This is a genomic window from Caulobacter sp. BK020 (assembly GCF_004342605.1).
Taxonomy (GTDB): domain Bacteria; phylum Pseudomonadota; class Alphaproteobacteria; order Caulobacterales; family Caulobacteraceae; genus Caulobacter.
In genome coordinates, this window is sequence record NZ_SLZL01000020.1 from 29,195 (window position 1) to 53,616 (window position 24,422).

A 24,422-nucleotide genomic window follows, 5' to 3' on the forward strand; every position below is an offset into this window, starting at 1 on the left:
GATAGTTATAACTACTATCTCCTGGCAAAAGCAGTGACGGGGGTATGGAATGCGAAAGCTCCAGGTGCTCGCGGGGGTCGCCGGCGCGACGATGATGGCGGCGGCGGCGGGACGGGCCGGCGCCCAGGAGGCGACCGCGCTCGACGAGATCGTCGTCACCGCCCAGAAACGCGCGGAAAACCTCCAGGACGTGCCCGTCTCGGTGACCGCCCTGACCGCCGACCAGCTCAAGGACCAGCGGGTGGGCGACGTCCTGGCCCTTTCGGGTCTGTCGCCGGGCCTACAGATCAAGACCGACGACAACGCCGCCAATCCACGCATCTTCATCCGCGGCATCGGGGTCAACGACTTCAACCCCAGCACCGCCAGCGCCGTCGGGGTCTATGTCGACGGGGTCTATGTCGCCTCTCCCTTGGCCCAGATGGCCGGCTTCTACGACCTGCAGCAGGTCGAGGTGCTGCGCGGGCCGCAGGGCACGCTCTATGGCCGCAACACCACCGGCGGGGCGATCAATGTCACCACCAGGAAGCCGAGCAGCACGCCCCAGGGCGACCTGGCCGTCGACTACGGCCGGTTCAATTCGCTCAACGTCCAGGGCGGCTTCGGCGGCCCGGTGGCCGACACCCTGGCCTTCCGGATCGCCGGCCTCTACGACAAGAGCGACGGCTACACCCTCAATCGCCTGACCGGGAACAAGGGCAACGACGCCGACCGCAAGGCCGTGCGGGGGGCCCTGCGCTTCACGCCCGACGACAAGCTGACCGTCGACGTCTCGGCCAGCTACAGCAAGTCCAGCGGCGGCTCGATCCTGACCTACAACCGCTCGCTGGTGGCCCAGACGGCCGAGGCGGCCAGCACCGCCGATCCGGATCCGACCTTCGGCTACATCTTCTGCAAGCCGGCCTACTACACTTCGGGCCAGTGCACGAACGTCGCCGGCTACGCCAACACCAGCAGCAACAAGTACGAGGGCGACTACCGCTTCGAAGGTAAGGACATCGTCAAGCTGTTCGGGGCGACCAGCGCCATCAGCTACGACTTTGGCGGGATCACGCTCTATTCGATCACCGGCTACCAGAAGGCCAAGCGCGACGACTACGAAGAAACCGACGCCAACCCGATCTCGATCTTCGACGCCCGCTACATCGCCGAGCAAGATACCACCAGCCAGGAGTTCCGTCTGCAGTCGAACGGCGCAACCGCCCTGCGCTGGGTCGCCGGTCTCTACGCAGCCCGCGACAATCTGGACAACAACAGCCACTACAACGTTCTGGAAGTGCTGCGCGCCCCGGATCCGGTCAACAATCCAACCGGCATGGATCCGGCCAACAGCATCGGCGTGTTCGGCTGGCCCCTGCACCAGAAGACCACCAGCTACGCCGCCTTCGGCCAGGTCGACTACGACCTGACCCCGAAGCTGACCCTGACCGGTGGCTTGCGCTGGTCGGAGGACAAGAAGACCTTCCACTATGTCAGCGACGTCGACTACGGCCTGCTGACCTTGTTCGAATACGACAACCAGAAGACCTTCAGCTCGATCTCGGGCCGCCTGGGCCTGCGCTACGCGATCAGCGACGACGCCAACGTCTACGCGACCTACAATCGCGGGACCAAGAGCGGCGGCTTCTTCAGCGGCCAGACCACCGATCCCGCCGACCTGGGCCCTTATCGCGACGAAACCGTCAACGCCTACGAGATCGGGGCCAAGAGCGAGTTCCTGGACCGCCGCCTGCGGGTGAACGTCTCGGCCTTCTATTATGATTACAAGGACCTGCAGGTCTACACGGTGATCCAGCGCAACGGCCTGCCGGTGCAGCTGTTCACCAACGCCTCCAGGGCCCGGGTCTATGGCGGTGAGGCCGAGATCGAGGCGCGGCCGATGACGGGCCTATCCCTGACCCTGGGCGCGTCGCTGCTCAACGCCGAGTACAAGGACTTCCAGTCGCTGGGCGACGACTATTCGGGCAACACCCTGCCCTCCGCGCCCAAGGCCAGCCTGAACGGCGCGGCGCGCTACGAGCACACGGTGGGAACCGGCAAACTGATCAGCCAGCTGGACTTCACCTATCGCGGCAAGGTCTATTACGACACGGCCAACACCGAGCGGCTCAGCGACAAGGCCCGCGCCTATGTCAACGGCCAGGTCGGTTGGGCCTTCGCCGACGGACGCTACGAGCTGGGCGTGTGGGGCAAGAACCTGGCCGACACCACCAACATCTCCGACATCACCCCGATCGCCGCCTTCGGCTTCGACGTGTTCAGCATGGGCCTGCCGCGCACCTACGGCGTCTATCTCCGGGCGAAGTATTGAGCGCGGCCGAAATGTCGGTTGCCGAGACCCCGCCTCCCGCGGTCTCGGGCGTCTGGATCGGCGCGCCGCCCAGCCTGGCCCAGCGCCTGACGGTGTTCTGGGTCGGTCTGGTTGGGGTGCTGTTTCCCGGGGTCGGACCACTCCTACTGGGCGGGCTGGAGGGCGCCGGACGGTTGACCGCCAACCAGCTCGGCCTGGCGGGCATGGGCGAGCTGGTGGCGATGGGGATCGGGGCGGCCGTGCTCGGCCCGCTGTTCGGTGAGCGGCGGCTTCGACTGGCGGCGATCACCAGCGCCCTGGCCCTGGCGGCCCTGGACCTGTTCACCACTCGCGTTTCGGGCGTCCCGCTGATCCTGGTGCGCGCCGCGGCGGGCCTGCCGGCCGGCGTGATGATCTGGCTGATCACCGGCATGATCGTCCGCTCCCCGCGCCCGGAACGCTGGGCTGGCCTCTACCTGACCATTCAGACCCTGTTGCAGCTGGGCGTGGTCAGCGCGATCGGCGCCTTCGTCGTTGGACCGTTCGGTCCTGACGGCGGCTTCGTGGTGCTGGCCGCGCTCGCCATCTCGGCCGCCCTGGCCGGCCTGGCGATCCCCCGCGCCTATGCGCCCCTGGTCGAGACCGAGGACAATCCCAAGGGCTTGCCCAGCGCCCGCGGCTGGATCGCCCTGGCCGCCGTCTTCTGCTTCCAGGCCTTCATCCTGGCCGTCTGGATCTATGCCGAGCCGTTGTCGCGTCAGGCCGGACATCCGGCTAGCGTGGCCAGCGCCGCCTTCGCCGTATCGCTCGCGGCCCAGGTCGCGGGCGGCGCGGCGGCCACGGCCCTTGCCGGCCGACTGTCGTGGTTCTGGTCGCTGGCGGTCGCCGTGGTCCTGGCGATCGGCGTCCTGTTCGTGATGGCCAGCCTGCCGTCGGCGGCTGTATTTCTGGTCGCGGCGGGCGTATTCGGCTTCGTCTGGCTGTTCGCCTCGCCCTATCTGACCCCGCTGGCCATCGAGGCCGATCCCAGCCGCCGAGCCGCGCTGTTGGGTCCTGGCGCCAGCCTGCTGGGCTGCGGCGCGGGCCCCTTGCTGGCCTCGTTCGTGGTCAGTGGCGGGGATGTGCGGCCAGCGGTCTGGCTCGGCGTCGGCCTAGCCCTGGCCACCCTGATGATCGTGGCCTTCCTGCACCTGACAAGGTCGCGCTAAGACATCGAGGTGATTGGCTTCTTCCTCAATGCGCTCTAGTTCAGAACGAGCTTGAAGGAGAGACCGCATGCCGAAGGCGACGGCCCGGAAGACCGCCAGCCCCGACATCGCGCTGGACGCCAAGCTGCAACCGACCCAGGCCCGCGGCCAGGATACCTACGAGATCGTGCTGGCCACCGCTGGCGAAATGCTGGGCGAGATCGGCTTCGAACAGCTGACCACCAACGCCATCTGCAAGCGCGCCGGCCTGACCCCGCCCGCCCTCTACCGCTATTTCCCCAACAAGTACGCGATCCTCAAGGAGCTGGGCGACCGGCTGATGAAGGCTCAGGACGACATGGTCTTCGCCTGGATCGAGAGCGGCGGGCTGGAAGGCGATACGGCGGCCGAGCGCATCGACAAAAACGTCGCCATGTTGACCGAGATGATCGAGATGACCCGCCGGTTCCCCGGCGGCGCGGCGATCGGCCGAGCACTGCGCGCCGTGCCGATGCTACAGCAACTGCGCTTCGCGTCGCGCGACATGGTGGCCGGGCAGTTCGCCGAAATTCTCAAGGCGCGCCACCCGGCCGCGCCAGACGGCCGGGTTCGCCTGGCCATGCGGATGATGGTCGAGCTGACCTATTCGGCCACCGAAATGGCCGTCGAGGAGCCGGACCAGGACGCACTGACGCTCAGCCGCGAAGTCTGCCTGCTGTTCGAGCGCTATTTCGACACCTTCGGCGATCCGTCGCTGGTTCCATGGAACGACGCCTTGCAAGGTCAATAGTTTTTACTATCATATTTGTATCGCGGACGGAGAGATCCGAATGACGGGGTGGAGCAACTGGTCAGGCAGCGTCGCGGCCTCCCCTCGCCGGATCGCCAAGCCGCGCGACGCCGGTGAACTGGCGTCGCTGATCGACCAGGCCGGCAAGGTCCGCGTAGTTGGGGCTGGCCACTCCTTCATGCCGCTGTGTGAAACCGACGACCTGCTGCTGAACCTGTCCGACTACCAGGGCGCGATCGAGATCGCGACTGACCGCAAGACCGTCTGGGCCCCCGCCGGCTGGAGCCTCAAGCGGCTGACGGCGGCCCTGTGGGACCAGGGCCTGTCGCTGATCAATCAAGGCGACATCAATCCCCAGTCTCTGGCCGGCGCCATCTCGACCGGCACGCACGGCACGGGCGCCGAGCTGGGCAGCCTGTCGACTCAGGCCTGCGGTTTCCGGCTGATGACGGCCGACGGCGCGATCGTCGAATGCGGCCCCGATCACAACCCCGAGCTCTACCAGGCCCAGCGCCTGTCGCTGGGGCTGCTGGGCGTGGCGGTCGAGATCCGGATCCATGTCGTCCCCGCCTATCACCTGGAGGAGCGGGTCGAGCGTCGGCCGCTGGCCGAGGTCGCCGAGCAGCTGGACGAGCTGGCCGCCGCCACCCGCCATATGGAGTTCTTCGTCTTTCCCTATTCCGACCAGGTGATCTTCAAGACCCTCCATCCCGTCGAGGCCGAGGTCTCCGACCGGGCGGCCAAGGAGATCGGCGAGGACAGCGAGGCGACCTTCAAGACCATCTGCGACATCTGCGCCGCCGTCCCGATCCTGACGCCGTCGTTGCAGCGCCTGATGATGCGGATGATGGGCAAGGCCAGCCGCCGCGTCGGCCCCGCCTACGCGATCTTCCCGTCCGAGCGGAACATCCGCTTCGAGGAGATGGAGTATGAGTTGCCGCGCGCCGCCGGCCTGCCGACCCTGAAGGCGGCCATGGCCTATATCCGCAAGCGTCGCTTGCCAATCACCTTCCCGTTCGAGTTCCGCCTGGCGGCCGGCGACGACATCTGGATGAGCCCATTCAACGCTGGTCCCGGCGCTTCGATCTCGTTCCACCAGTACGCCCGGATGCCCTGGCGACCGGCCTTCGCTGAGATGGAGGCTGTGCTGCGCGACGGCGCGGGCCGTCCGCACTGGGCCAAGCGCCACACCCTGACCACGGTCGACGTCCACCGGCTCTATCCCCGGGCCGGCGATTTCGTCGCCGCGTGCAAGGCCTGGGACCCGGCCGGCAAGTTCGCCAATGCTCACCTGACCCAGCTCTTTGGCCTCTGACGGGAACCGCCATGACCGACCAAGACCTCCACGCCGGCCTGATCGGCGCCCATGGCTCACGCCGCGCCCTCAACACCCCGGTGCTGGTGATCGACCGTCCCGCCCTGGAGCGCAACATCGCCCGTATGGCGGACTTTGCAGCGAGCAAGGGCGTCAAGCTGCGGCCCCACGCCAAGACCCACAAGAGCGTCGATGTCGCCAAGCTGCAGATCGCCGCCGGCGCCGTAGGCCTGTGCTGCGCCAAGATCGGCGAGGCCGAGGTCCTGGCCGGCGGCGGGGTCACGACCGGCCTGCTGATCACCTCGCCCGTAGTCTCGGCCCCGGCTGTCGCCCGGCTGGTCGCGCTGAACGGCAGGACCACCGAGCTGATGGCGGTCGTCGACCATCCGGCGAACGTCGCGGCCCTGGGCGCGGCGGCCGAGGCGGCTGGCAAGGCGCTGAAGGTGATCATCGACCTGGATCCCGGCATCCATCGGACCGGCGTCGCTTCGCCCGAGGCGGCGGTCGCCCTGTTTCAGGCGATCCAGCTCCAGCCGGGCCTGATCTATGCCGGCCTGCAATGCTATTGCGGGATGCAGCAGCACATCGAGGGCTTCGCCGACCGCAAGGCCAATCTGGAGGATCGCGGGGCCTATATCCGCTCGGTGATCGACGCCCTGACCGCCGCCGGCGGCCCGCCGCCGATCATCTCCGGCTCGGGCACCGGCTCGCACCGGATCGACGCCGAACTGGGACTCTTCACCGAGTTCCAGGTCGGCTCCTACGTGTTCATGGATGGCCAGTACCTGGTCTGCGACATCGCTGGAAACGGCGCGGACCACAGCCCCTACGAACCCGCCCTGCTGATCGACGCGAGGGTGGTCAGCGCCAACACGCCGGGCATGGTCACCATAGACGCCGGCTTCAAGGCCCTGTCGACCGACGCCGAGCCGCCCACGGTGCTGGGCGGCGCGCCCGACGGGTCGCGCTACTTCTTCATGGGCGACGAGCATGGCGCGATCCTGCCGCCGCCCGGCGCCACGCCGCCCGGCCTGGACGATCGGGTGATCCTGGGCGCGCCGCATTGCGATCCGACCGTGAACCTCTACGACACCTACCACGTGGTCGACGGCGACACCCTGGTGGCGCTGTGGCCGGTCTCGGCGCGGGGGCGTTCGCGTTAGGCGCTTTCCGGCCGAAACATCTGGAACTTCCCCGCCTCGTCGATCCCGAAATAGTCGCCCGCGCCCCCGCCGCGCAGGATCGGCTCGGCGGCCACGGTGTCGTAGACGCCGTCGATCAGCAGCGCCTGGTCGATATGGACCATCAGCACCTCGCCCAAGGTCAGCCAGGCGTCGACCGGTGCGCCCTCGACGTCGTTGAGCCGGACCATCTGGGTCAGGCGGCATTCGAACGCCACGGGGCTTTCAGCAACGCGCGGCGCCTGGACCCGTTGGGAAGCCGCCGGCGTCAGGCCGGCCAGGGCGAACTCGTCGACATGGTCGGGAACGATCGCCGAGGTGGCGTTCACCGCCTGGGCCAGCGGTCGCGTCGCCAGGTTCCAGACGAATTCCCCGGTCTCCTCGATGTTGCGCACCGAGTCCTTCCAGCCGGTGCTGCAGAAGCCGATGATCGGCGGCTTGTAGTTGAAGAGGTTGAAGAAGCTGTAGGGCGCCAGGTTGCGGACGCCGGCCGCGCTCGTTGTCGAGATCCAGCCGATCGGCCGGGGCGCGACAATGGCGTTCAGCGGATCATGCCGCAGGCCATGGCCCGTCCTGGGGTCGTAGGAGTGGATCTCGGTCATCAACGCCTCGCTTGGTCGAGGCTCCTCTTAGGGCGACGCGCCGTGATCCGCCAGCCGCCGCTCAGCCGGCGCGCGCCTCGGACCGGGTCGACAATTCGGTCAGGATCAGGTGAGCCGCCCGCGAGGCGGGTTCAGCGTCTTGGTCCACCTCGCCGTGATCCAGCAGCGAGACCAGCTTGGCGCGGGCGCGACAGACGCGACTTTTCATCGTCCCCTCGGGCACGTCGCACATCTCGGCGGCCTCCCGATGGGAAAAGCCGCCCGCCCCGACCAGGATCATCGCCTCGCGCTGCTCGTCGCTCAGAGTGTTGAGGGCGTTACGCAGGTCGTTGAGGATCAGCGACTGGACCTGGGCGCCGCCGACACCTGGAATCTGGGCGCTGGTGGCGAGATCCAGAGGCGTCTCTCGCCACCCGCGCCGGCGTTGCGAATAGAAGTGATTGCGCGCGATCTTCAGCAGCCAGCCCTTGAGGTTGGTGCCTGGTGTGAACTGCGCCCGGTGCCGCCAGGCCTTCAGCAAGGTGTCCTGCGCCAGGTCATCCCCCATCGTCGCGTCCCCGCAAAGGCCGCGCGCGAAGGAACGAAGGACCGGGATGCTCGCCACGACCTTTTCCCTGAAATCATCTTCGTCGAGCGTTGTCGAACCGTCCGACGAGGGCACGAAGCTGCGCGCCTCCTTCGAAAGCGCGGCCTTCGCCCCGCTCCAACGGGCGGAGGTCTCAAGAAGCTTCGCGGTCGGGCTGATATCCGTCATGGGAACTCCGAAAGGTCAGGCCGCAGGCGGCGTTCGAACTTTCCGCCGAGCGCGTGCTCGCCTCAATCGGGTGAAACCCTGACCATGGAGGGGCATGGCGGAATTCGGCGAAGCTTGACGCGGATCCGGCGCACAAATCAGGGTCGAAAGGACCTCCTGGGTCGTCGTCGCGCCATGATCCCGTCCATGACGTGCAGGTGTTGGAGCAAGCAACTATAAGTCTTTAGGCGAGTCCTCCTCAACCTCGCGCGGAAAAATTCAGCAAGCCTTTCCCTGAAAAACAGACAATCATGCCACCGCCGCCCCCGGAGCGAGAATCGAAGATGCCCTTGCCTGCCGCGCCGACCATTCTGCTCGCCGACGATCATTCGATCGTGCGGGCAGGACTGCGCGAGGCTCTGGAGTCACAGCCGGGCTGGACGATCTGCGGCGAGGCGTCCAACGGGCGCGACGCGATCCGCCTGGCTGGCGAATTGGGTCCCGACGTCATGATCCTCGACATCAGCATGCCTGACCTGAGCGGCGTGATCGTGGCCCGCGAGGTGCGCAAGCTGAAGACCCAGACCGAGCTGCTGATCTTCACCATGCACGACAGCGAGCAGCTGGTGCGCGAGGTGTTCGGCGCCGGCGCGCGAGGCTTCGTGCTGAAGTCGGCCTCGACCGACCACATCATCGCCGCCGTCGCCTCGCTGCTGAACCACAAGCCCTACTTCTGTCCGGGCATTACCGACGCCGTGCTGCGCGGCTATCTCTCGCCCGGCGTTCACGGGCTGAGCGAATTGATTGAAGGGGCCGAAACCCTGACCACGCGCGAGCTGCTGATCGTCCAACTTCTGGCCGAGTCCCGCAGCAACAAGGTCATCGCCTCGATGCTCGACATCAGCGTCAAGACCGTCGAAAGCCATCGCGGCAACATCATGCGAAAGCTCGGCGCCCATTCGCTGGCCGACATTGTACGGTACGCCATCCGCAACAAGCTGATCGAAGCCTGATCGGACGGGAGGAGAGCCGGCCCGACCCATGCGTCGGGACATGGGGGCCGGCTCTCGGCCCGCGACCACGGGCGTGCTCTTGGGGGGTGAGCGCGCGATGGCTTGCCAAGGGAAATCGGGGGTGACGCCTTGGCGAGCGAGCGGCGCCAGATTGAGGCCGCAACCGCCCGAGCGCCATCAGGTCAAACCCTAGGCCCCTGCGAGAAAACCCTTACGACCCGGGCATCAGGCCAAGTGGATCGAGCTCTTGATCGCGCCGGGCGCGACCTGCTTCTGGCGAGCGCGCTCGATAGCGTCGTCCAGCAATTTCAGGAACTCGGTCTGCATCTGGATCGACTCGACATCCGTCGCCCTCACCCCATCCAGCGTCGACTGCCGGATTTCCTCAAGCTGCTCAAGCGACAGCGCTGCACAGAGGCGCAGGCTGAGGAACTGAAGCGCGGCGACTCGGATCTCAAGATTTGTCATCGGCATGTCGTTGCGAGAACAAGGTGCGAGCAGAACGGACGGGGCGCGGCCGTCGAATGTCGACACGGGACAGCCGTAGCCATTGGGTTCAACCATCGCCATGGCGAACTCCCCAAAGGCGAATCCCGCGATGCGCGAGAGTAGAACGGACGAAACGCGGTTTGGCCTGCCTTAATTGTTAACTAATGCAAATGGAGAGCAGGCGAAGCCCAGGCCAATCCTGCGGACCGAGCTACCGTTCGCGCACGGCGCAAATCGAAAGAATTGCAAAGATCCTTCAGTAGAAGATTGAATTTTCTGCGGTATGCCGCTGTGGATTCACATCAATCGCCGATGAAGCGATAGCCGATACCGGGCTCGGTCAGGATCATGGTCGGGGTTGAGGGATCATCTTCCAGCTTCTGGCGCAGCTGGCCGACGAACACCCGCAGGTACTGGGTGTCGTGGGCATGGGCCGGACCCCAGACGGCGGTCAGCAGATCCTTGTGGGTCAGCACCTTGCCCCGAGCCTGGGCCAGGCGGGCCAGGACGTCGTACTCGCGGGGCGAGACCTTCACCACCGCGCCGCCACGGGTCACCAGGTGTTTTTCCAGGTCGATCTCGACGGCCCCGGCCCGGATCGGGACCAGCGGCCCCTGGGCCTGGCCGCGTTGGCGCAGCGCCACGCGAAGACGCGCCAGCAACTCCCCGACCCCAAAGGGTTTTTCCACATAATCGTTGGCGCCGAGATCCAGGGCCTGGATCTTCTCGGCCTCACGGTCGCGGGCCGAAAGGATGACGATCGGACCTTCGTAGAAGGCGCGCGCCTTTTCGAGCACCGCCTTGCCATCCATGTCCGGCAGGCCCAGGTCCAGCACCACGGCGTCGGGCGACCACAGGGCGACGCCCCGCAGCCCTTCCTGGCCGCTGTCGGCGCGCAGGGGCTCGTAGCCGGCGGCGTCCAGGGCCGGCCCGAGGAACCGGTGGATCTGCGGCTCGTCGTCGATGATCAGGATGCGCTGGCGCATTCCGGGGGTCTTGGCGGCGCTCATGGCTTGGTCATAGCAGATGATGCGGAGTCGCGATCGCCTTGGGCAGGCTGATCAGGATCCGCGTTCCCTTGCCGTCGTGGATCGGGCTGGCGGCGGCGATCCGGCCGCCCATGGCGTCGACGAAGCCCTTGGAGATCGACAGGCCCAGGCCCGCGCCCTGGTGGCGATCGGTGGGCTCCTCCATGCGGCGGAACTTTTCGAACACCTGCTCCAGCTCCGCCGTGGGTATGCCCCTGCCCTCGTCCTCGATGCTGATCACCACGTTGGAGCGGTCCTCGTAGGCGGCCATCTCGATCCGGGCGCCGTCCTGGCTGTAGGCGATGGCGTTTTCCAGGATATTGACCACGGCCTGTTCCAACAGGCTTGAGTCCGCCCTCACCAGGCTGAGCTCGACGGGAAAGTCGCGGGCCAGGACCCGGCTCTCCAGGCGGCGCGAGACCCGCTCGGCCGCCGCGCCCAGCACGTCGCGCACGTCGGTCCAGTCGGTGCGCAGCCGCAGCGCGCCCCCCTCCAGCCGGGTCATGTCCAGCAGATTGCCGACATAGCGGTTCAGACGCTCGGCCTCCTCGCGGATACTGAGCAGCAGGTCGTCGCGCACCGCCGTGGTCATGCCCTTGCCGTAGTCCAGCAAGGTGCTGGAGGCGCCGAGCACGGTCGACAGCGGCGTGCGTAGATCGTGGCTGATCGAGTTCAGCAGGGCCGAGCGGAAGCGGTCGGCGCGGCGCAGGGTCTCGGTCTCGACCGCCTCCGTCGCCAGCTCGGCCCGCTCCAGGGCCACGGCGCCCTGTTCCAGCAGCGCCAGCAGCAGCCGTTCGTCCTCGGAGCCGGCGACCATCGCACCCGCCTCCACGCCCGCCACCCCGGCCCGCGAGCGCACGCCCTCGAGCGGCCAGAAGGTCCAGCGGGTCTGCGGCAGGGTGCCGGTCCCGAAGCCGGCCGCCTCGCCCTTCTCCCAGGCCCAGCGGGCGGCGGCCATCGGCGCGGCGTCCAGGTCTTCCAACGCCGGCGCGCCGGCCGTGGGCTGGAGCTCGCCATGGACCGGAAGCAGCACCACGGCCTTGGCGCCGGCCGCCGCGGCCGTCTGCTCGGCCAGGGCCTTGGCCGCCGCCTCGCGCCCCGCGGCGGCCGAGAAGGTCCGGCTGGCGGCCAGCAGCGCCGAGACGGCCGAGGCGCGACGCTGGGCGTCGCGCCCCTGATCGCGCACTCGCCCCGCAAGGCCGCCCGCCGCCAGCGCCACGGCCCAGAAGACGATCAGCGTCAGAAAGTCGGTCGGCGTCCCGATCGCGAACGAATGGCGCGGCTCCAGGAACATGTAGTTGTAAACCAGGAAGGCTACTGTCGCCGCCGCCAGGGCCGGCCGCAGCCCGCGCAGCACTCCGGCCGCCAGCACGGCGGCCAGGAAGATCATCCCGAGGTCCACGCGGTCGAACGCCACGTCCAGGCCCCAGGCCACGACGGTCGCGGCGGCCACGCAGCCGGCGGCCAGCAGGTAGGCGGTCCAGTCGACGATCCGCCGACGCGCGGGCGCCTCGACGACCGCCTCGTGCGTGGCCTCGGTGACCACGTGGATCGCCGCGCCCCGCGCTTCGCGCAGCAACGCCGCCGCCAACGACCGGCCCAGCAGCTCGCGCCAGCGGCTATCGGCCGACTTGCCGATGACGATTTGGGTGACGTTGTTGCGCCGGGCGTAGGCCATCACCGTGGCGACGATGTCGGCCCCGCTGAGCACCACGGTCGAGCCGCCCAGCTGTTCGGCCAGCTTCAAGGCGTCGCGCAGCCGGGCCGCCGCCGCCGCCCCCTTGGCGGGCTGGTCCAGGCGGTCGACATGGGCCGCCGTCCAGGGGGCGTCCATCATCATGTCCGACAGCCGCCGGCCGGCCCTCACCAGGCCCGAAGCCATGGCGTCGCCGCCGACCAGCACCAGGATGCGTTCGCCCGCCGCCCAGGGGCCCTCTACCCCCTTCTCGCGCATGGCGGCGACCAGCTGGTCGTCGACCGTCTGGGCCGCGCGGCGCAGGGCCAGCTCGCGCAGGGCCGTCAGGTTCTCGACCTTGAAGAAGTTCTCCGAGGCCAGGCGGGCGGTCTCGGGCACATAGACCTTGCCCTCGGTCAGGCGCTCGCGCAGCTCGTCGGGGGTGATGTCGATCAGTTCGATGGCGTCGGCCCGCGACAGGGCGCTGTCGGGCACCGTCTCGCGCTGGCGCGCGCCGGTAATGCGCTGGACGACGTCGACCAGGCTTTCCAGGTGCTGGACGTTCAGGGTGGTCCAGACGTCGATCCCGGCCGCCAGCAGTTCCTCGACGTCCTGCCAGCGCTTGGGATGGCGCGAACCGGGGGCGTTGGAATGGGCGTATTCGTCGACCAGCAGCAGGGCCGGCTTGCGGGCCAGGGCCGTGTCGAGGTCGAACTCCATCATCACGTGGCCGCGGTGGTCGATCGGCTTGCGCGGCAGCACGTCCATGCCGCGCAGCAGGCTTTCGGTCTCGCGGCGGCCGTGGGTCTCGACCAGGCCGATCAGCACGTCCTGGCCGTCGGCCTTGCGGCGGCGGGCGGCGCGCAGCATTTCGTAGGTCTTGCCCACGCCCGGCGCCATGCCCAGAAACACCTTCAGGCGCCCCCGGCTCGCCTTCGCGGCGGCGGCCAGGAGCGCCTCGGGATCGGGTCTTTTCGGATCGTCAGCCGGCAATCGCTAGCCGTCCTTCCTGTCGTGGACCGGGAAGCGGGCGTCCAGCGCCCGGTTGACCGCCAGCACATTGACCCGCGGCTGGCCGACGAAGCCGAACAGCCGGCCCTGGGCCTGGCCGTCGATCACCGCCTGGACGGCGGCGACCGGCGCACCTCGCGCCCTGGCGACGCGCGGGGCCTGAAAGCGGGCGTATTCGGGCGAGATGTCCGGATCCAGGCCCGAGCCCGAGGTGGTCACGGCGTCGGCGGGAATGGCCGCGCCCGGATTCTCGGCGCGCAGGGCGTCGGCCTCGGTTTTGACCCGCTGGGCCAGCGCCGGGTTCAGCGGGCCCAGGTTCGAGCCGCTGGAGGCCGAGGCGTCATATCCGTTGGCGCCGGCCGCCGAGGGGCGCGGGTGCAGATAGCCCGGCTGGGCGAAGGCCTGGCCGATCAGGGCCGAGCCGACGACCGCGCCCTTGGCGTCGCGCACCAGGCTGCCGTTGGCCGGGGCCGGGAACGCCGCCTGGGCGACGCCGGTCACGGCCAGCGGATAGGCCAGGCCCAACAGGACCGTGAACAGGCCCATTGAGACGACGGCGGGACGAAGGTGGGAGAGCATGAGCTTCGAGTCTCCGAGAATTGCAGCTTAGGCCAAGCCGAGGCCGGATACGATCAGGTCGATCAGCTTGATGCCGACGAACGGGGCGACCAGGCCGCCCAGGCCGTAGATCGTCAGGTTGCGCGACAGCAGCTTTCCGGCCCCGACCGCCCGATACTTCACGCCTTTCAGCGCCAGCGGGATCAGGGCGACGATGACCAGGGCGTTGAAGATCACCGCCGACAGGATGGCGCTTTGCGGGCTGTGCAGGCGCATGACGTTCAGCGCGCCCAGGGCCGGCAGGGCGACCACGAACATCGCCGGAATGATGGCGAAGTACTTGGCCACGTCGTTGGCGATCGAGAAGGTGGTCAGGGCGCCGCGGGTGATCAGCATCTGCTTGCCCACCTCGACGATCTCGATGACCTTCGTGGGATCGCTGTCGAGATCGACCATGTTGCCGGCCTCGCGGGCCGCCTGGGCGCCCGTCTGCATGGCCACGCCGACGTCGGCCTGAGCCAGGGCGGGCGCGTCGTTGGCGCCGTCGCCGCACATGGCCACCAGCCGGCCCCTGCCCTGCTCCTCGCGGATCAGCCGCAGCTTGTCCTCGGGGGTGGCCTCGGCCAGGAAGTCGTCGACCCCGGCCTCGGAGGCGATGGCGGCGGCGGTCACCGGGTTGTCGCCGGTGATCATCACCGTGCGCAGGCCCATGCGGCGCAGGTCGGCGAAGCGTTCCTTGACGTTGGGTTTGACCACGTCCTTCAGGTGGATCACGCCGACCAGGACGCCGTTCTCGCTGACCGCCAGGGGCGTTCCGCCCGAGCGGGCGATGCGGTCGACGGCGGCGGTGATCTCCGCCGGGACCAGTTTGGGATCCAGGGCCAGCGAGCGGTACACGGCGTCGACCGCCCCCTTTCGCCAGGACATCCCCCCCGCGTCCAGGCCGGACTGGCGCGTCGAGGCGCTGAAGGCGATCGAGGTCGCGCCTTCGGGCGCCTCGATGACGATCCCGGCGTTGCGGCCAAGCTCGACGATCGAGCGCCCTTCCGGGGTCTCGTCGGCCAGGGAGGCGCTGACGGCGGCGCGCAGGGCGGCGTCGGGTCGCACGCCGGGGGCGGCGATCACCTCGGTGGCCATGCGGTTGCCGAAGGTGATGGTGCCGGTCTTGTCCAGCAGCAGGGTGTCGACGTCGCCGGCCGCCTCCACCGCCCGGCCGGAGGTGGCCAGGACATTGTGCTTCATCAGCCGATCCATGCCGGCGATGCCGACGGCCGAAAGGAGCCCGCCGATCGTTGTAGGAATAAGCGTGATGAACAGCGCGCCCAGCACCAGCGGGTCCAGCGCGACGCCCGAGAACCGCCCCAGGCCCAGCAGGGTGACGACCGCGATCAGGAAGATCAGGGTCAGGCCGGCCAACAGCACGGCCAGGGCGATCTCGTTGGGCGTCTTGCGGCGGTCCGCGCCCTCGACCATGGCGATCATGCGGTCGAGGAAGGTACTGCCCGGCGAGGCCGTGACCCGCACCTTGATCCAGTCCGACACCACGGTGGTGCCGCCGGTGACGGCCGAGCGGTCGCCGCCGCTCTCGCGGATCACCGGGGCGCTCTCGCCCGTGATGGCCGCCTCGTTGACGCTGGCCAGGCCTTCGATGATCTCGCCGTCGGTGGGAATGACGTCGCCGGCCTCGACCAGGATCACCTCGCCCGGAACCAGCTTGTGGGCGGCGGTCGGGATGATCGTGCCGGTCTTGTCGTCGATGATCAGCTTGGCGTTGGTGGTCACGCGGGTGGCGCGCAGGCTGTCGGCGGCGGCCTTGCCGCGGCCCTCGGCGACGCTCTCGGCCAGGTTGGCGAACAGCACCGTGGCCCACAGCCAGGCCGCCACCTGGATGGCGAAGCCGGCCGCCTGGTGATCGGCCACCGCCGCCGCAGCGGAGACCGTCGACAGCAGGGCCACGATCCAGGTGGCGAAGATCACCGGATTGCCGGTCAGCTTGCGCGGGTCCAGCTTGAGGAAGGCGTCCTTGGCCGCGCGGCCCAGGATGGCCGTGGACAGGCCGCCGGTCAGGGCGCTGGCCTTGCGGCGGCCCTCCCCGGCATGGGTTTCTAGGGTCGTCATCTTCAAATCGCCTTTGCGATCAGTGCAGGCCGGCGACCGCGGCGAGCACCTGGAAGTGCTCGACGATCGGTCCCAGCGCCAATGCGGGGAAGAACTGCAGGCCGCCCAGGATCAGGATCACGCCGACCAGCAGGCCGATGAACAGGCCGCCGTCGGTGGGCAGGGTGCCGGCGGAAGGAGCCAGCTTGGGCTTGGCCGCCAGCGAGCCGGCCATGGCCAGCACCGCGACGATCGGCAGGAACCGGCCCAGGGCCATGGCCACGCCCAGGGTCGCGTCCCACCAGGGGGCGTTGGCGGTCAGGCCCGCGAAGGCCGAGCCGTTGTTGGCCGTGGCCGAGGTGTAGGCGTAGAGGATCTCCGACAGGCCGTGCGGCCCCGTGTGCATCAGGCCCTTCAGCGCCTCCGGCAGGACGGCGGCGATAGCCGAGAAGCCCAGGGTCGAGACCGGGATGGCCACCACGGCCAGGATCGACAGCTGCACCTCGCGGGCCTCGATCTTCTTGCCGAGATATTCCGGCGTGCGGCCCACCATCAGGCCGGCGACGAACACCGAAAGCACCGCCATGACCACCATGATGGCGATCCCCGATCCGATGCCGCCAGGCAGGATCTCGCCCAGGTGCATCAGGAACATCGCCATGCCGCCGCCCAGGGGCATCAGGCTGGAATGCATGCCGTTGACCGAGCCGTTCGAGGCGCCGGTGGTCATGGCGGCCCAGGCCGCCGTAGCCGGTGCGCCGAAGCGGGTCTCCTTGCCCTCCATGTTGATGCTGGCGTCGATATGGGCGGCAACCAGGGCCGGCGCGGCCTGGGTTTCGGTCACGTAGATCGTCGCCGCGCCGGCCGACAGCAGGACCATGCCCGCGACGACCAGGGCCCGAATGTCCTTCTTGGCCAGCACGCTACGGCCGAAAGCGAAGAAGGCGGCCCAGCCCAGGACGTTGATCGAGACGGCCGTGATCAGGTTGGTCAGCGGCGTGGGGTTCTCGAACGGATGGGCCGAGTTGGCGTTGAAGATCCCGCCGCCGTTGATGCCCAGCATCTTGATCGCCTCCTGCGAGGCGGTGGCGTAAAGCGAGATCTTCTGGTCGGCGCCCTCCAGGGTATGGGCGGTGACGCCGGCCGCCAGGGTCTGGGGCAGGCCCAGGGCGACCAGGACCACGGCCAGGACGAACGACAGCGGCAGCAGCACATAGAGCGTGGTGCGCACCAGGTCGGCCCAGAAGTTACCGACGCCCTCGCCGCGATTGGCGACGAACGCCCGGGCCAGGGCCGCGGCGATGGTCGCGCCGGTGGCGGCCGAGACGAAGTTCTGCGTCGTCAGCACCAGCATCTGGCTCAGCGTCGACATCGTCGACTCGCCGGCGTAGCTCTGCCAGTTGGTGTTGGTGACAAAGCTGATGGCGGTGTTGAACGACAGATGCCCCGAAAGGCTGGGAAAGCCTTGCGGGTTCAGCGGCAGCACGCCCTGCAGCCGCAGCACCGCATAGACCAGCAGGAAGCCGACCAGGTTGAACGCCAGCAGGGCGCCGGCATAGCCGTACCAGCTCTGGCTCTTGGCTGGATCGACGCCGCAGGCCTTGTAGAAGACGCCCTCGACGGGGCGCAGCACCGGGTCCAGCCAGGTGCGCTCGCCGTTCCAGACCCGCGACATGTACGAGCCCAGCGGCCAGCCGATCGCGACCGCCAGGCCCAGCGTCAGGGCGATTTCCGCCCAGCCTTGCCAATTCATGGAAGAGGTTCCGTCAGAACTTGTCGGGTCGCAGCAGGGCCACGACCATGTACGCGGCGACGACGAGCGCCCCGGCGGCCCACAGCACGTTCACCAGCATGGTCACACGCGCCTCAGGGCGGCGGCGAAGGCGGCGAAGGCCAGGAACAGCCCGCCGCCCAACGCCAGATAGATGAGATCAGCCATCCTCGGCCTCCAGCTAACTTGGCCGGCAGAGGACCATGGGGACGCGTAAGGGCTCCATGCGGGATGGCGCGGACGGGCGTAAGGGGAGCGTAAAGGCGGGCCGTGCGTCCTTCGAGGCCCGCTGCGCGGGCGCCTCAGGATGAGGACCTTTCGCTGACTTCCTCATCCTGAGGTGCGAGGCGCAGCCGAGCCTCGAAGGACGCACGGTGGCTCAGACCTCGAAGCGCATGCCGTCAAAGGCCGGCTCGACGCCGGGCGGAAGTTTCGCCGCCAGGGCGTTGAAATCCAGGTCGATATGCAGGTTGGTCAGGATGGCCCGGCGCGGCCTGGCGCGGGCGATCCACTCCAGGGCCAAGCCAACATGGGCATGGGTCGGATGCGGTGTCCAGCGCAGGGCGTCCACCACCCAGACGTCGAGGCCGCTCAGCGCCGCCCAGCTCTCCTCGGGAAAGCCGATGGCGTCGGGCGTGTAGGCGACATCGCCGAACCGATAACCGACGGCGCGGATCTCGCCGTGATCGACGTCGAAGGTGGTCACCGGGATCGCGCCGCTGGGACCGTCCACGGTCCAGGGCTGGCCGTGTGGTGGAATGGGATGGGCGTCGCAGATGGCCGGATAACCGCCGCGGCTCTTGAAGATGTAGTCGAACCGCCGCCCCAGGCTCTCGGTCGTATAGGCGTCCATATAGGTCGGCACACGCCGGCGATGGTTCAGGAAGAACGGCCGCAGGTCGTCGACGCCATGGGCCTGGTCGGCGTGGTCGTGGGTGAACAGACAGGCGTCGACGCGTCGGACCCCCGCCCTCACCGCCTGCAACCGGAAGTCCGGCGCGGTGTCGACCACGACGGTGGTCTCGGCGGTGGGATCGCCGCCCCGCCGCCTCACCAGCATCGAGCAGCGGGTGCGCAGGTTCTTCGGTTCGGCCGGGTCGCAGTCGCCCCAGTTGCCGTCGGCGCGCGGCACGCCGCCCGACGATCCGGAGCCCAGGATCGTGAACTCCAGCTTGCCGCCCGTCATTTCCGTGGAATCCGGTCAAACAGGCTAAAGAAGGCGTCCTCGGTGCGCTGCTCCGCCTCGGCCCGGGTCCAGCCGCGGATCTCGGCCAGCTTGTCCAGCACGTGCGGCAGATAGGCCGGCTCGTTGCGGCGGCCGCGCATCGGCACGGGCGCCAGATAGGGGCAATCGGTCTCCAGGATGATCTTGTCGGCCGGCATGTCGGCGATGATGTCGCGGACCTCCTGGGCCTGCTTGAACGTGGCGATGCCCGAGACCGAGAACCACGCCCCCAGCGCCGCCATCCGTCGGGCCAGCTCGGCGCCGCTGGTGTAGCAATGCATCAGGATCTTGAACGGGCCCCTGGCGTGTTCCTCCTCGAGGATCTCGCCCGTCACCGCGTCGGCCTCCCGCGTATGGACCACCAGCGGCAGGCCGGTCTGCCGCGCCGCCGCCACGTGGGCGCGGAACACTTCGGCTTGCACCTCGCGCGGGCTGAGGTCGTAGTGGAAGTCCAGCCCCGTTTCGCCGATGCCGATCACCTTGGGCCGCCCGGCCAGATCAACCAGCCGCTCGGTCGTCAGATCGACATGGTCCTTGGCTTCGTGAGGATGAGCCCCGACCGTGCACCAGATGTCGTCATGGGCCATGGCGAGGGCATGGACGGCCTCGAACGACGGGATCTTGTCGCAGATGGTGACCATCAGCTCGATCCCGGCCGCGCGGGCGCGGTCGATCACCGCCTGGCGATCCTCGTCGTACTGATGGGCGTGCAGATTTACGTGGCTGTCGATGAGCATGCGGTCACATGGCCGCCCGGGCGGCGGCGCGCAAGTCCATGATCGCGGTCCAGAAGACGTCGGCGCGGTCGAGATTCACCGCCTCGGCCTCGCCCGGCGCGCGGATGATTTTCTCCCAGGCCGCCACCCAGCGGTCCAGACCGGCCGGCGTGCGCTCACCGGCCATGCCGGTGGCCATGGCGTGGATCTGGTCGCCCAGGCGGTCGAACAGCAGCTCGAAGCGCGCCGCCCCCTCGGCCCCCTTGAAGGTGTCGGCCATGGCCAGCAGCGCGCCTTCGTCCAGGTCGGGCAGCTTGCGCAGGATCTCGCCGGCCGCGTCGTCGGCCTCCAGCGCCCCGGCGGCGGCCAGTTGCAGGGCCCGGCCTGGCGCGCCCTTGGCCATCCGCGCCAGGCGGTCGGCTTGATGGGCCGAGACCCCGGCCCGGTGCTCGACCATGGCGGCGGCCTTGGACAGATCCGGCGCGGGCACCACCAGCCGGCGGCAGCGCGAGCGGATGGTCGGCAGCAAGCGGCCCGGCGAATGGCTGATCAGCAGGATCACCCCGCGCGGCGGCGGCTCCTCGAGGGTCTTCAGCACGGCGTTGGCGGCGTTGACGTTCAGGTCGTCGGCCGCGTCGATGATCGCCACCCGATAGGGCGAGACGGCCGGCGAATTGGCGAAGAAAGCCGGCAGCAGGCGGGCCTCGTCGACCGGGATCGCCTTGCGGGCCTTGCCATCGTCGGTGGCCCGCTCCAACACCATCAGGTCGGGGTGCGAGCGCGCGGCGACCTGGCGACTGACGAAGTCGCTGGGGGCCGAGCCCAGGGCTCCGAACGCCGGATCGGGCCGCGCGCCCAGCAGGCGGCGGGCCATGCGGTAGGCCAGGGTCGCCTTGCCCACGCCCTCCGGCCCGGTCAGCAGCCAGGCGTGGTGCAGCCGGCCGCGATCCAGGGCGTCCAGGAAGGCCAGCTCGGCGGCCTCGACGCCATCGATGGCGAACACGTCGCGGGGATGGGGCGGCGCGTCCATGGTCCTAGAGACCCAGCCGGGTGGACACCGCGTCCCAGACGTCGGCCCAGACCGCGTCGATCGCGTCGTCGGCCTCGATGACCACGCAGCGCTCCGGCTCGCGGCGGGCGATCTCCAGGAAGGCCTCGCCCAGGCGCCGATGGAAGGCCAGGCCCTTGGACTCGAAGCGCGCCTCGCCGCCCCGGGCCAGGGCGCGTTTCAGGCCGACCTCGGCCGGGATGTCGAAGACCAGGGTCAGGTCCGGCGTCGTGCCGCCCAGGACCTGCTCCTCCAACGTCCTGATCAGGCTGGTCGGAGCCTCGCCGCCCGCGCCTTGGTAGGCCCGGGTGCTGTCGGCGAAGCGGTCGCACAGCACGATGGCCCCGCGATCAAGGGCCGGCCGGATCACCCGCTCGATATGATCGCGGCGCGCGGCGTACATCAGCAAGGTTTCGGTGACCGGCGACCAGCGGTCGGCGTCGCCGTTCAGGATCAGGTCGCGGATCTGCTCGGCGCCGGGACTGCCGCCCGGCTCGCGGGTCAGCACAATGTTGAAGCCCTCCGCCTTCAGGCGGTCGGCCAGGCGGCGGATCTGGGTCGACTTTCCAGCCCCCTCGCCGCCCTCGAAACTGATGAAGGTTCCACGCGTCACGGGCTTCAAATCGGCCGTAACGCCCCTCTTGTCCAGAGGGGATCTCGGTGCTGGCTAGGGCCGCAGCACTGTCGCGTCGGAAAAGCCCAGGGCGGCGACGCGATCGCGCACGCCGAAGGCTTCGGCCTCGTCCGGACCGGCCTGGACCAGCACGCGATAGAGCACGCCCTGGGCGCGCTGGATCGGCTCGATCGAGGTCTCGCCGGCCTCGCCCAGCTGGGCCATGGCGCGTTCGGCGTTGCTGCGGTTGGAGAACGAACCCGCCTGGACGCGATAGGCGCTTGCGCCGCCGCCGCTGGCCGTCTCGGCGCTGGCGAGAACCGGCGCGGGCTCAGCCGCGATGACGGGCGCCGGCGGCGCGGACGGGGCATAGTCCGGGTCGGCGGCCTTGGGCGGCGGCGGCGCGTCATAGGCCGGCTGGGCCGGCGGCAGGCCCGAATTATAGACTCGGGTCTTGGCCGGCGGAGCGTAGCGCGCCTGGAACCGGGGCTCGGCGGACGGCGGGGTCGAGGCGATCATTCGCGGCTGGTCGAACGGGGTCTTGCCGGCCGGGCCGACATAGCGGACCCGGACATGGGCCACGCCCGCCCGGCCGTAGCCCAGCTGTTCCGCGGCGGCCTTGGAAAGGTCGATGATGCGGCCATCGACGAATGGCCCGCGATCATTGACCCGCACCTGCAGCTTGCGGCCGTTGTCCAGGTTGGTGACCTCGACGATGCTAGGCAGCGGCAGGGTCTTGTGGGCCGCTGACGGCACGTCCATGTCGAAGATCTCGCCATTGGCCGTGCGGCGATTGTGGAACTGCTCGCCGTACCACGAGCCGATCCCCTTCTCGTCATAGTCGCGATCGGCCTTGGGATAATACCAGATCCCCTTGATCTGATACGGCTTCTCGGTGCCGCGCAGGCCCGCGGTCGAGCCCGGGGCGGGCGGTCCCGAATACGGCCTGGCGGTCGATTGGGACGAGGCCGTCGGCGGCAGCCGGGTCGGCATCGGCGTGGCGCAGGCGGCGAGGCCCGCGCAACCGAGCGCCGCCACGGCCAGTCCGCGCAGCGGGCGGCCCGCGCCCCGCGTTTCGCATGCCTGGTCCAAACGCCTGCTCCCGGTCACTCTAATCTCGAGCGAAAGGGTCGTTCAGGAGGCTTGAGGTCTGGTTAATGAAAGGTGCGACCGAAACGCGCCGGAAACGACTGGAGCGGGCGGGCGACCGCTGATATAGGCCCCTGCTCCGGGCAGGTGGCCGAGTGGTTTAAGGCAGCGGTCTTGAAAACCGCCGTGGGTGAAAGTCCACCGTGGGTTCGAATCCCACCCTGCCCGCCAGCACTTCGGGTACGCCCTTGGATGCTCCTTCAAGCCTCTTGCCCCGCCGCGCCAATCACATTTTGATGGACGCATGGGACGCCTCCCCGAAATCCTGTCGGACAAGCGGTTGGAGCGGGCCGCGGGGCCCGGGGCTTTCGCGCGGGGCGCCGCCTATCACGCGCAAAATCGCGTGGACCTGCTGTCACTAGACGATCACCAGGCCGTCGCCCGGGTTCTGGGGACGGAGATCTATCGGGTAAGGCTAGGCTGGCGTGGCGGTGTCGCGGCGGGAACCTGTGACTGCCCCGCCTTCGACTCCACCGATTTCTGCAAGCATATGGTGGCCGTCGCCCTGACTGCTCGCGAGCGGGTCGACGAGGGAACGAGGGTCGACCGGCGCGCGCGGCTGGTCGAGCATCTGCGTCAGCAGGGCCTGGACGCAGCGATCGCTCGCCTCCTCTCGCTGGCCGAGCGCGATGCGAACCTGTGGGCCGAGATCGAGGCGGACGCCCAGGACGCCCTCGAAGGCGACCAGGCGCTTGTTCGCCGATACCGGTCAGAGATCGACGCCGCCTGCCATGTCTCTGGAGATCTCGGCTACTACGCCGTTGGAACCTATGCCGACGGCTTGTCCGCCCTGCTTGATCGGGTGGAGCGGTTGAACGCCAGCGGCCGGGCGACCGCCGTCGCGGCGCTGATGACGTACTTTCTCGAGGCCATGCAGGACGTCTTCGACGCCGTCGACGACTCCGAGGGCGAGGTGAGCTCCGCCGTCCAGCGGGCCCTGGAGATTCATCTGGCCGCCTGTGAGCAGACCGGGCCCGATCCCCTGGATCTGGCCCAATGGCTGTTCGCCCAGGAAGTGAACAGTCCGTGGCCCGCGTTCGAGGGCCTGCGCATCGACTATGCCGAGGTGCTGGGCAAGGCGGGGATGGCCGAGTACCGGCGGCTGGCGGAGGAGGCCTGGGCGGCGACGGCGGCCAAGGACCGGGCGGAACGCTACGCCCTGCGCGAGATCCTCGACCAGTTCGCGCGTGAAGACGGCGATCTCGACGCGCGGATCGCCCTGCGCAGCGCGAATCTCACCGGCCAGTACGCCTATCTGGACATCATCAAGATCTGCATGGAAGCCGAGCGCCAGGACCTGGCCCTGAAGTGGGCGCGGGACGCCGTCTGGATCTTCGAGGATGCTCCCAACGTGAATTTGGTCAGCTTGGCGGCGAAACTCGAAGCCCAGGCCGGCCGAACCGACGAGGCCCTGGCGCATCTCTGGCGCGCCTTCGAGCGGGCGCCCCATCTGGCCCTTGTGAACGACCTGAAGCGCCTCTCGCCGACCGAGGTCGTCGATCGCGCCGCCGAGATCCTGACCGCCAAGGGCCTCCTGGCGATGCTGTTCGAACTGCAGCTGGCAGAGGGACGGCTCGACGCCGCCTGGGAGATCGCCGATCGGCACGCGATTGGCGATTGGCGGTTGAAGGCGCTGGCCGAGGCCAGCCATCAGACCCATCGCTCACAGGCCCGCGCCGCTTACGAGCGTCTGGCGGAATCCAGCGTTAGTCTCGCCAACGCCGGCGCCTATGACACGGCGATCAAGTTCATTCGCCTTCGGGGGCAGCTCTGCGACGACCCCGCCGCCCAAGCCGCCTACATCGCCGACCTGGCCCTGCGCCACAAGGCCAAGCGGACTTTCATCCAGCGCCTGAACACTCTCGGCTAGGCGTTCGCGAGCCGCGAAACTTGATAAGACGGCGCGAAGGTCTACTGAAGCCGCCTGTTCC

The 24,422-nt window shown here is 68.8% G+C and carries 21 protein-coding genes and 1 tRNA gene; 8 read left to right on the plus strand and 14 right to left on the minus strand.

The window, feature by feature from the left end; translation table 11 throughout:
- Window positions 1–49: 49 nt before the first annotated feature.
- The 5 genes from EV278_RS19965 (at window position 50) to EV278_RS19985 (ending at window position 6,745) form a co-directional block, all read left to right on the plus strand.
- Window positions 50–2,311 (plus strand): TonB-dependent receptor, encoded by a 2,262-nt coding sequence (locus EV278_RS19965; RefSeq protein ID WP_132095307.1) that lies wholly within the window; start codon window positions 50–52, stop codon window positions 2,309–2,311.
- A gap of 11 nt (window positions 2,312–2,322) precedes the next feature.
- Window positions 2,323–3,498, plus strand: coding sequence for an MFS transporter (locus EV278_RS19970; protein WP_132095309.1), 1,176 nt, complete (start codon window positions 2,323–2,325; stop codon window positions 3,496–3,498).
- A gap of 67 nt (window positions 3,499–3,565) precedes the next feature.
- On the plus strand, window positions 3,566–4,267 hold the full coding sequence (locus EV278_RS19975) for a TetR/AcrR family transcriptional regulator (protein WP_132095311.1): 702 nt from the start codon (window positions 3,566–3,568) through the stop codon (window positions 4,265–4,267).
- Between the two features lie 40 nt (window positions 4,268–4,307).
- Window positions 4,308–5,582, plus strand: a complete 1,275-nt coding sequence (locus tag EV278_RS19980; RefSeq protein WP_132095313.1) for a D-arabinono-1,4-lactone oxidase — start codon at window positions 4,308–4,310, stop codon at window positions 5,580–5,582.
- An 11-nt stretch (window positions 5,583–5,593) separates the two neighbouring features.
- Entirely contained in the window at window positions 5,594–6,745 is a 1,152-nt protein-coding gene (locus tag EV278_RS19985; RefSeq protein WP_132095315.1) for a DSD1 family PLP-dependent enzyme, read from the plus strand.
- Here the strand turns inward: EV278_RS19985 and EV278_RS19990 are convergent.
- Both EV278_RS19990 and EV278_RS19995 read right to left on the minus strand, forming a co-directional pair.
- Window positions 6,742–7,365, minus strand: coding sequence for a flavin reductase family protein (locus EV278_RS19990; protein ID WP_132095317.1), 624 nt, complete (start codon window positions 7,363–7,365; stop codon window positions 6,742–6,744). The genes EV278_RS19985 and EV278_RS19990 overlap by 4 nt on opposite strands.
- Window positions 7,366–7,426: 61 nt before the next feature.
- The gene (locus tag EV278_RS19995) at window positions 7,427–8,119 is read right to left on the minus strand and encodes a sigma-70 family RNA polymerase sigma factor (protein ID WP_132095319.1); all 693 of its coding nucleotides are present in this window, start codon (window positions 8,117–8,119) and stop codon (window positions 7,427–7,429) included.
- A gap of 323 nt (window positions 8,120–8,442) precedes the next feature.
- Between EV278_RS19995 and EV278_RS20000 the strand changes: the two genes are divergently transcribed.
- Window positions 8,443–9,111 (plus strand): response regulator transcription factor, encoded by a 669-nt coding sequence (locus EV278_RS20000; protein WP_132095321.1) that lies wholly within the window; start codon window positions 8,443–8,445, stop codon window positions 9,109–9,111.
- A 225-nt stretch (window positions 9,112–9,336) separates the two neighbouring features.
- Here the strand turns inward: EV278_RS20000 and EV278_RS20005 are convergent, their stop codons facing one another.
- The 12 genes from EV278_RS20005 to EV278_RS20060 form a co-directional block, all read right to left on the minus strand.
- Window positions 9,337–9,681, minus strand: coding sequence for a hypothetical protein (locus EV278_RS20005; RefSeq protein ID WP_132095323.1), 345 nt, complete (start codon window positions 9,679–9,681; stop codon window positions 9,337–9,339).
- 221 nt (window positions 9,682–9,902) lie between these two features.
- Complete coding sequence (locus EV278_RS20010; RefSeq protein ID WP_132095427.1) at window positions 9,903–10,586, minus strand: response regulator; 684 nt, start codon at window positions 10,584–10,586, stop codon at window positions 9,903–9,905.
- Window positions 10,587–10,617: 31 nt separating this feature from the next.
- The gene (locus tag EV278_RS20015) at window positions 10,618–13,296 is read right to left on the minus strand and encodes a sensor histidine kinase KdpD (protein WP_132095325.1); all 2,679 of its coding nucleotides are present in this window, start codon (window positions 13,294–13,296) and stop codon (window positions 10,618–10,620) included.
- A 3-nt stretch (window positions 13,297–13,299) separates the two neighbouring features.
- Window positions 13,300–13,893: a potassium-transporting ATPase subunit KdpC gene (gene kdpC, locus EV278_RS20020; protein WP_132095327.1), complete on the minus strand. Its 594-nt coding sequence runs from the start codon at window positions 13,891–13,893 to the stop codon at window positions 13,300–13,302.
- A 27-nt stretch (window positions 13,894–13,920) separates the two neighbouring features.
- Window positions 13,921–15,990, minus strand: coding sequence for a potassium-transporting ATPase subunit KdpB (gene kdpB / locus EV278_RS20025; protein ID WP_132095329.1), 2,070 nt, complete (start codon window positions 15,988–15,990; stop codon window positions 13,921–13,923).
- A gap of 19 nt (window positions 15,991–16,009) precedes the next feature.
- The gene (gene kdpA / locus EV278_RS20030; RefSeq protein ID WP_132095331.1) at window positions 16,010–17,722 is read right to left on the minus strand and encodes a potassium-transporting ATPase subunit KdpA; all 1,713 of its coding nucleotides are present in this window, start codon (window positions 17,720–17,722) and stop codon (window positions 16,010–16,012) included.
- 13 nt (window positions 17,723–17,735) lie between these two features.
- Window positions 17,736–17,828 (minus strand): potassium-transporting ATPase subunit F, encoded by a 93-nt coding sequence (locus EV278_RS20035; RefSeq protein WP_132095333.1) that lies wholly within the window; start codon window positions 17,826–17,828, stop codon window positions 17,736–17,738.
- 291 nt (window positions 17,829–18,119) lie between these two features.
- Window positions 18,120–18,926, minus strand: coding sequence for an MBL fold metallo-hydrolase (locus EV278_RS20040; RefSeq protein WP_132095335.1), 807 nt, complete (start codon window positions 18,924–18,926; stop codon window positions 18,120–18,122).
- The gene (locus tag EV278_RS20045) at window positions 18,923–19,702 is read right to left on the minus strand and encodes a TatD family hydrolase (RefSeq protein WP_132095337.1); all 780 of its coding nucleotides are present in this window, start codon (window positions 19,700–19,702) and stop codon (window positions 18,923–18,925) included. The genes EV278_RS20040 and EV278_RS20045 overlap by 4 nt, the downstream gene beginning before the upstream one ends.
- Window positions 19,703–19,706: 4 nt before the next feature.
- Window positions 19,707–20,711, minus strand: a complete 1,005-nt coding sequence (locus EV278_RS20050; RefSeq protein WP_132095339.1) for a DNA polymerase III subunit delta' — start codon at window positions 20,709–20,711, stop codon at window positions 19,707–19,709.
- Window positions 20,712–20,715: 4 nt separating this feature from the next.
- Window positions 20,716–21,342 (minus strand): dTMP kinase, encoded by a 627-nt coding sequence (gene tmk / locus EV278_RS20055; RefSeq protein WP_132095341.1) that lies wholly within the window; start codon window positions 21,340–21,342, stop codon window positions 20,716–20,718.
- A 54-nt stretch (window positions 21,343–21,396) separates the two neighbouring features.
- Window positions 21,397–22,434 (minus strand): septal ring lytic transglycosylase RlpA family protein, encoded by a 1,038-nt coding sequence (locus EV278_RS20060; RefSeq protein ID WP_132095343.1) that lies wholly within the window; start codon window positions 22,432–22,434, stop codon window positions 21,397–21,399.
- Window positions 22,435–22,572: 138 nt separating this feature from the next.
- On the opposite strand from EV278_RS20060, the gene EV278_RS20065 reads away from it, so the two are divergent.
- A tRNA-Ser gene (locus EV278_RS20065) sits at window positions 22,573–22,662 on the plus strand.
- A gap of 73 nt (window positions 22,663–22,735) precedes the next feature.
- Window positions 22,736–24,361 carry a DUF6880 family protein gene (locus EV278_RS20070; RefSeq protein WP_132095345.1) on the plus strand — a complete coding sequence of 542 codons (1,626 nt, stop codon included), beginning with the start codon at window positions 22,736–22,738 and terminating at the stop codon, window positions 24,359–24,361.
- Window positions 24,362–24,422 lie beyond the last annotated feature (61 nt).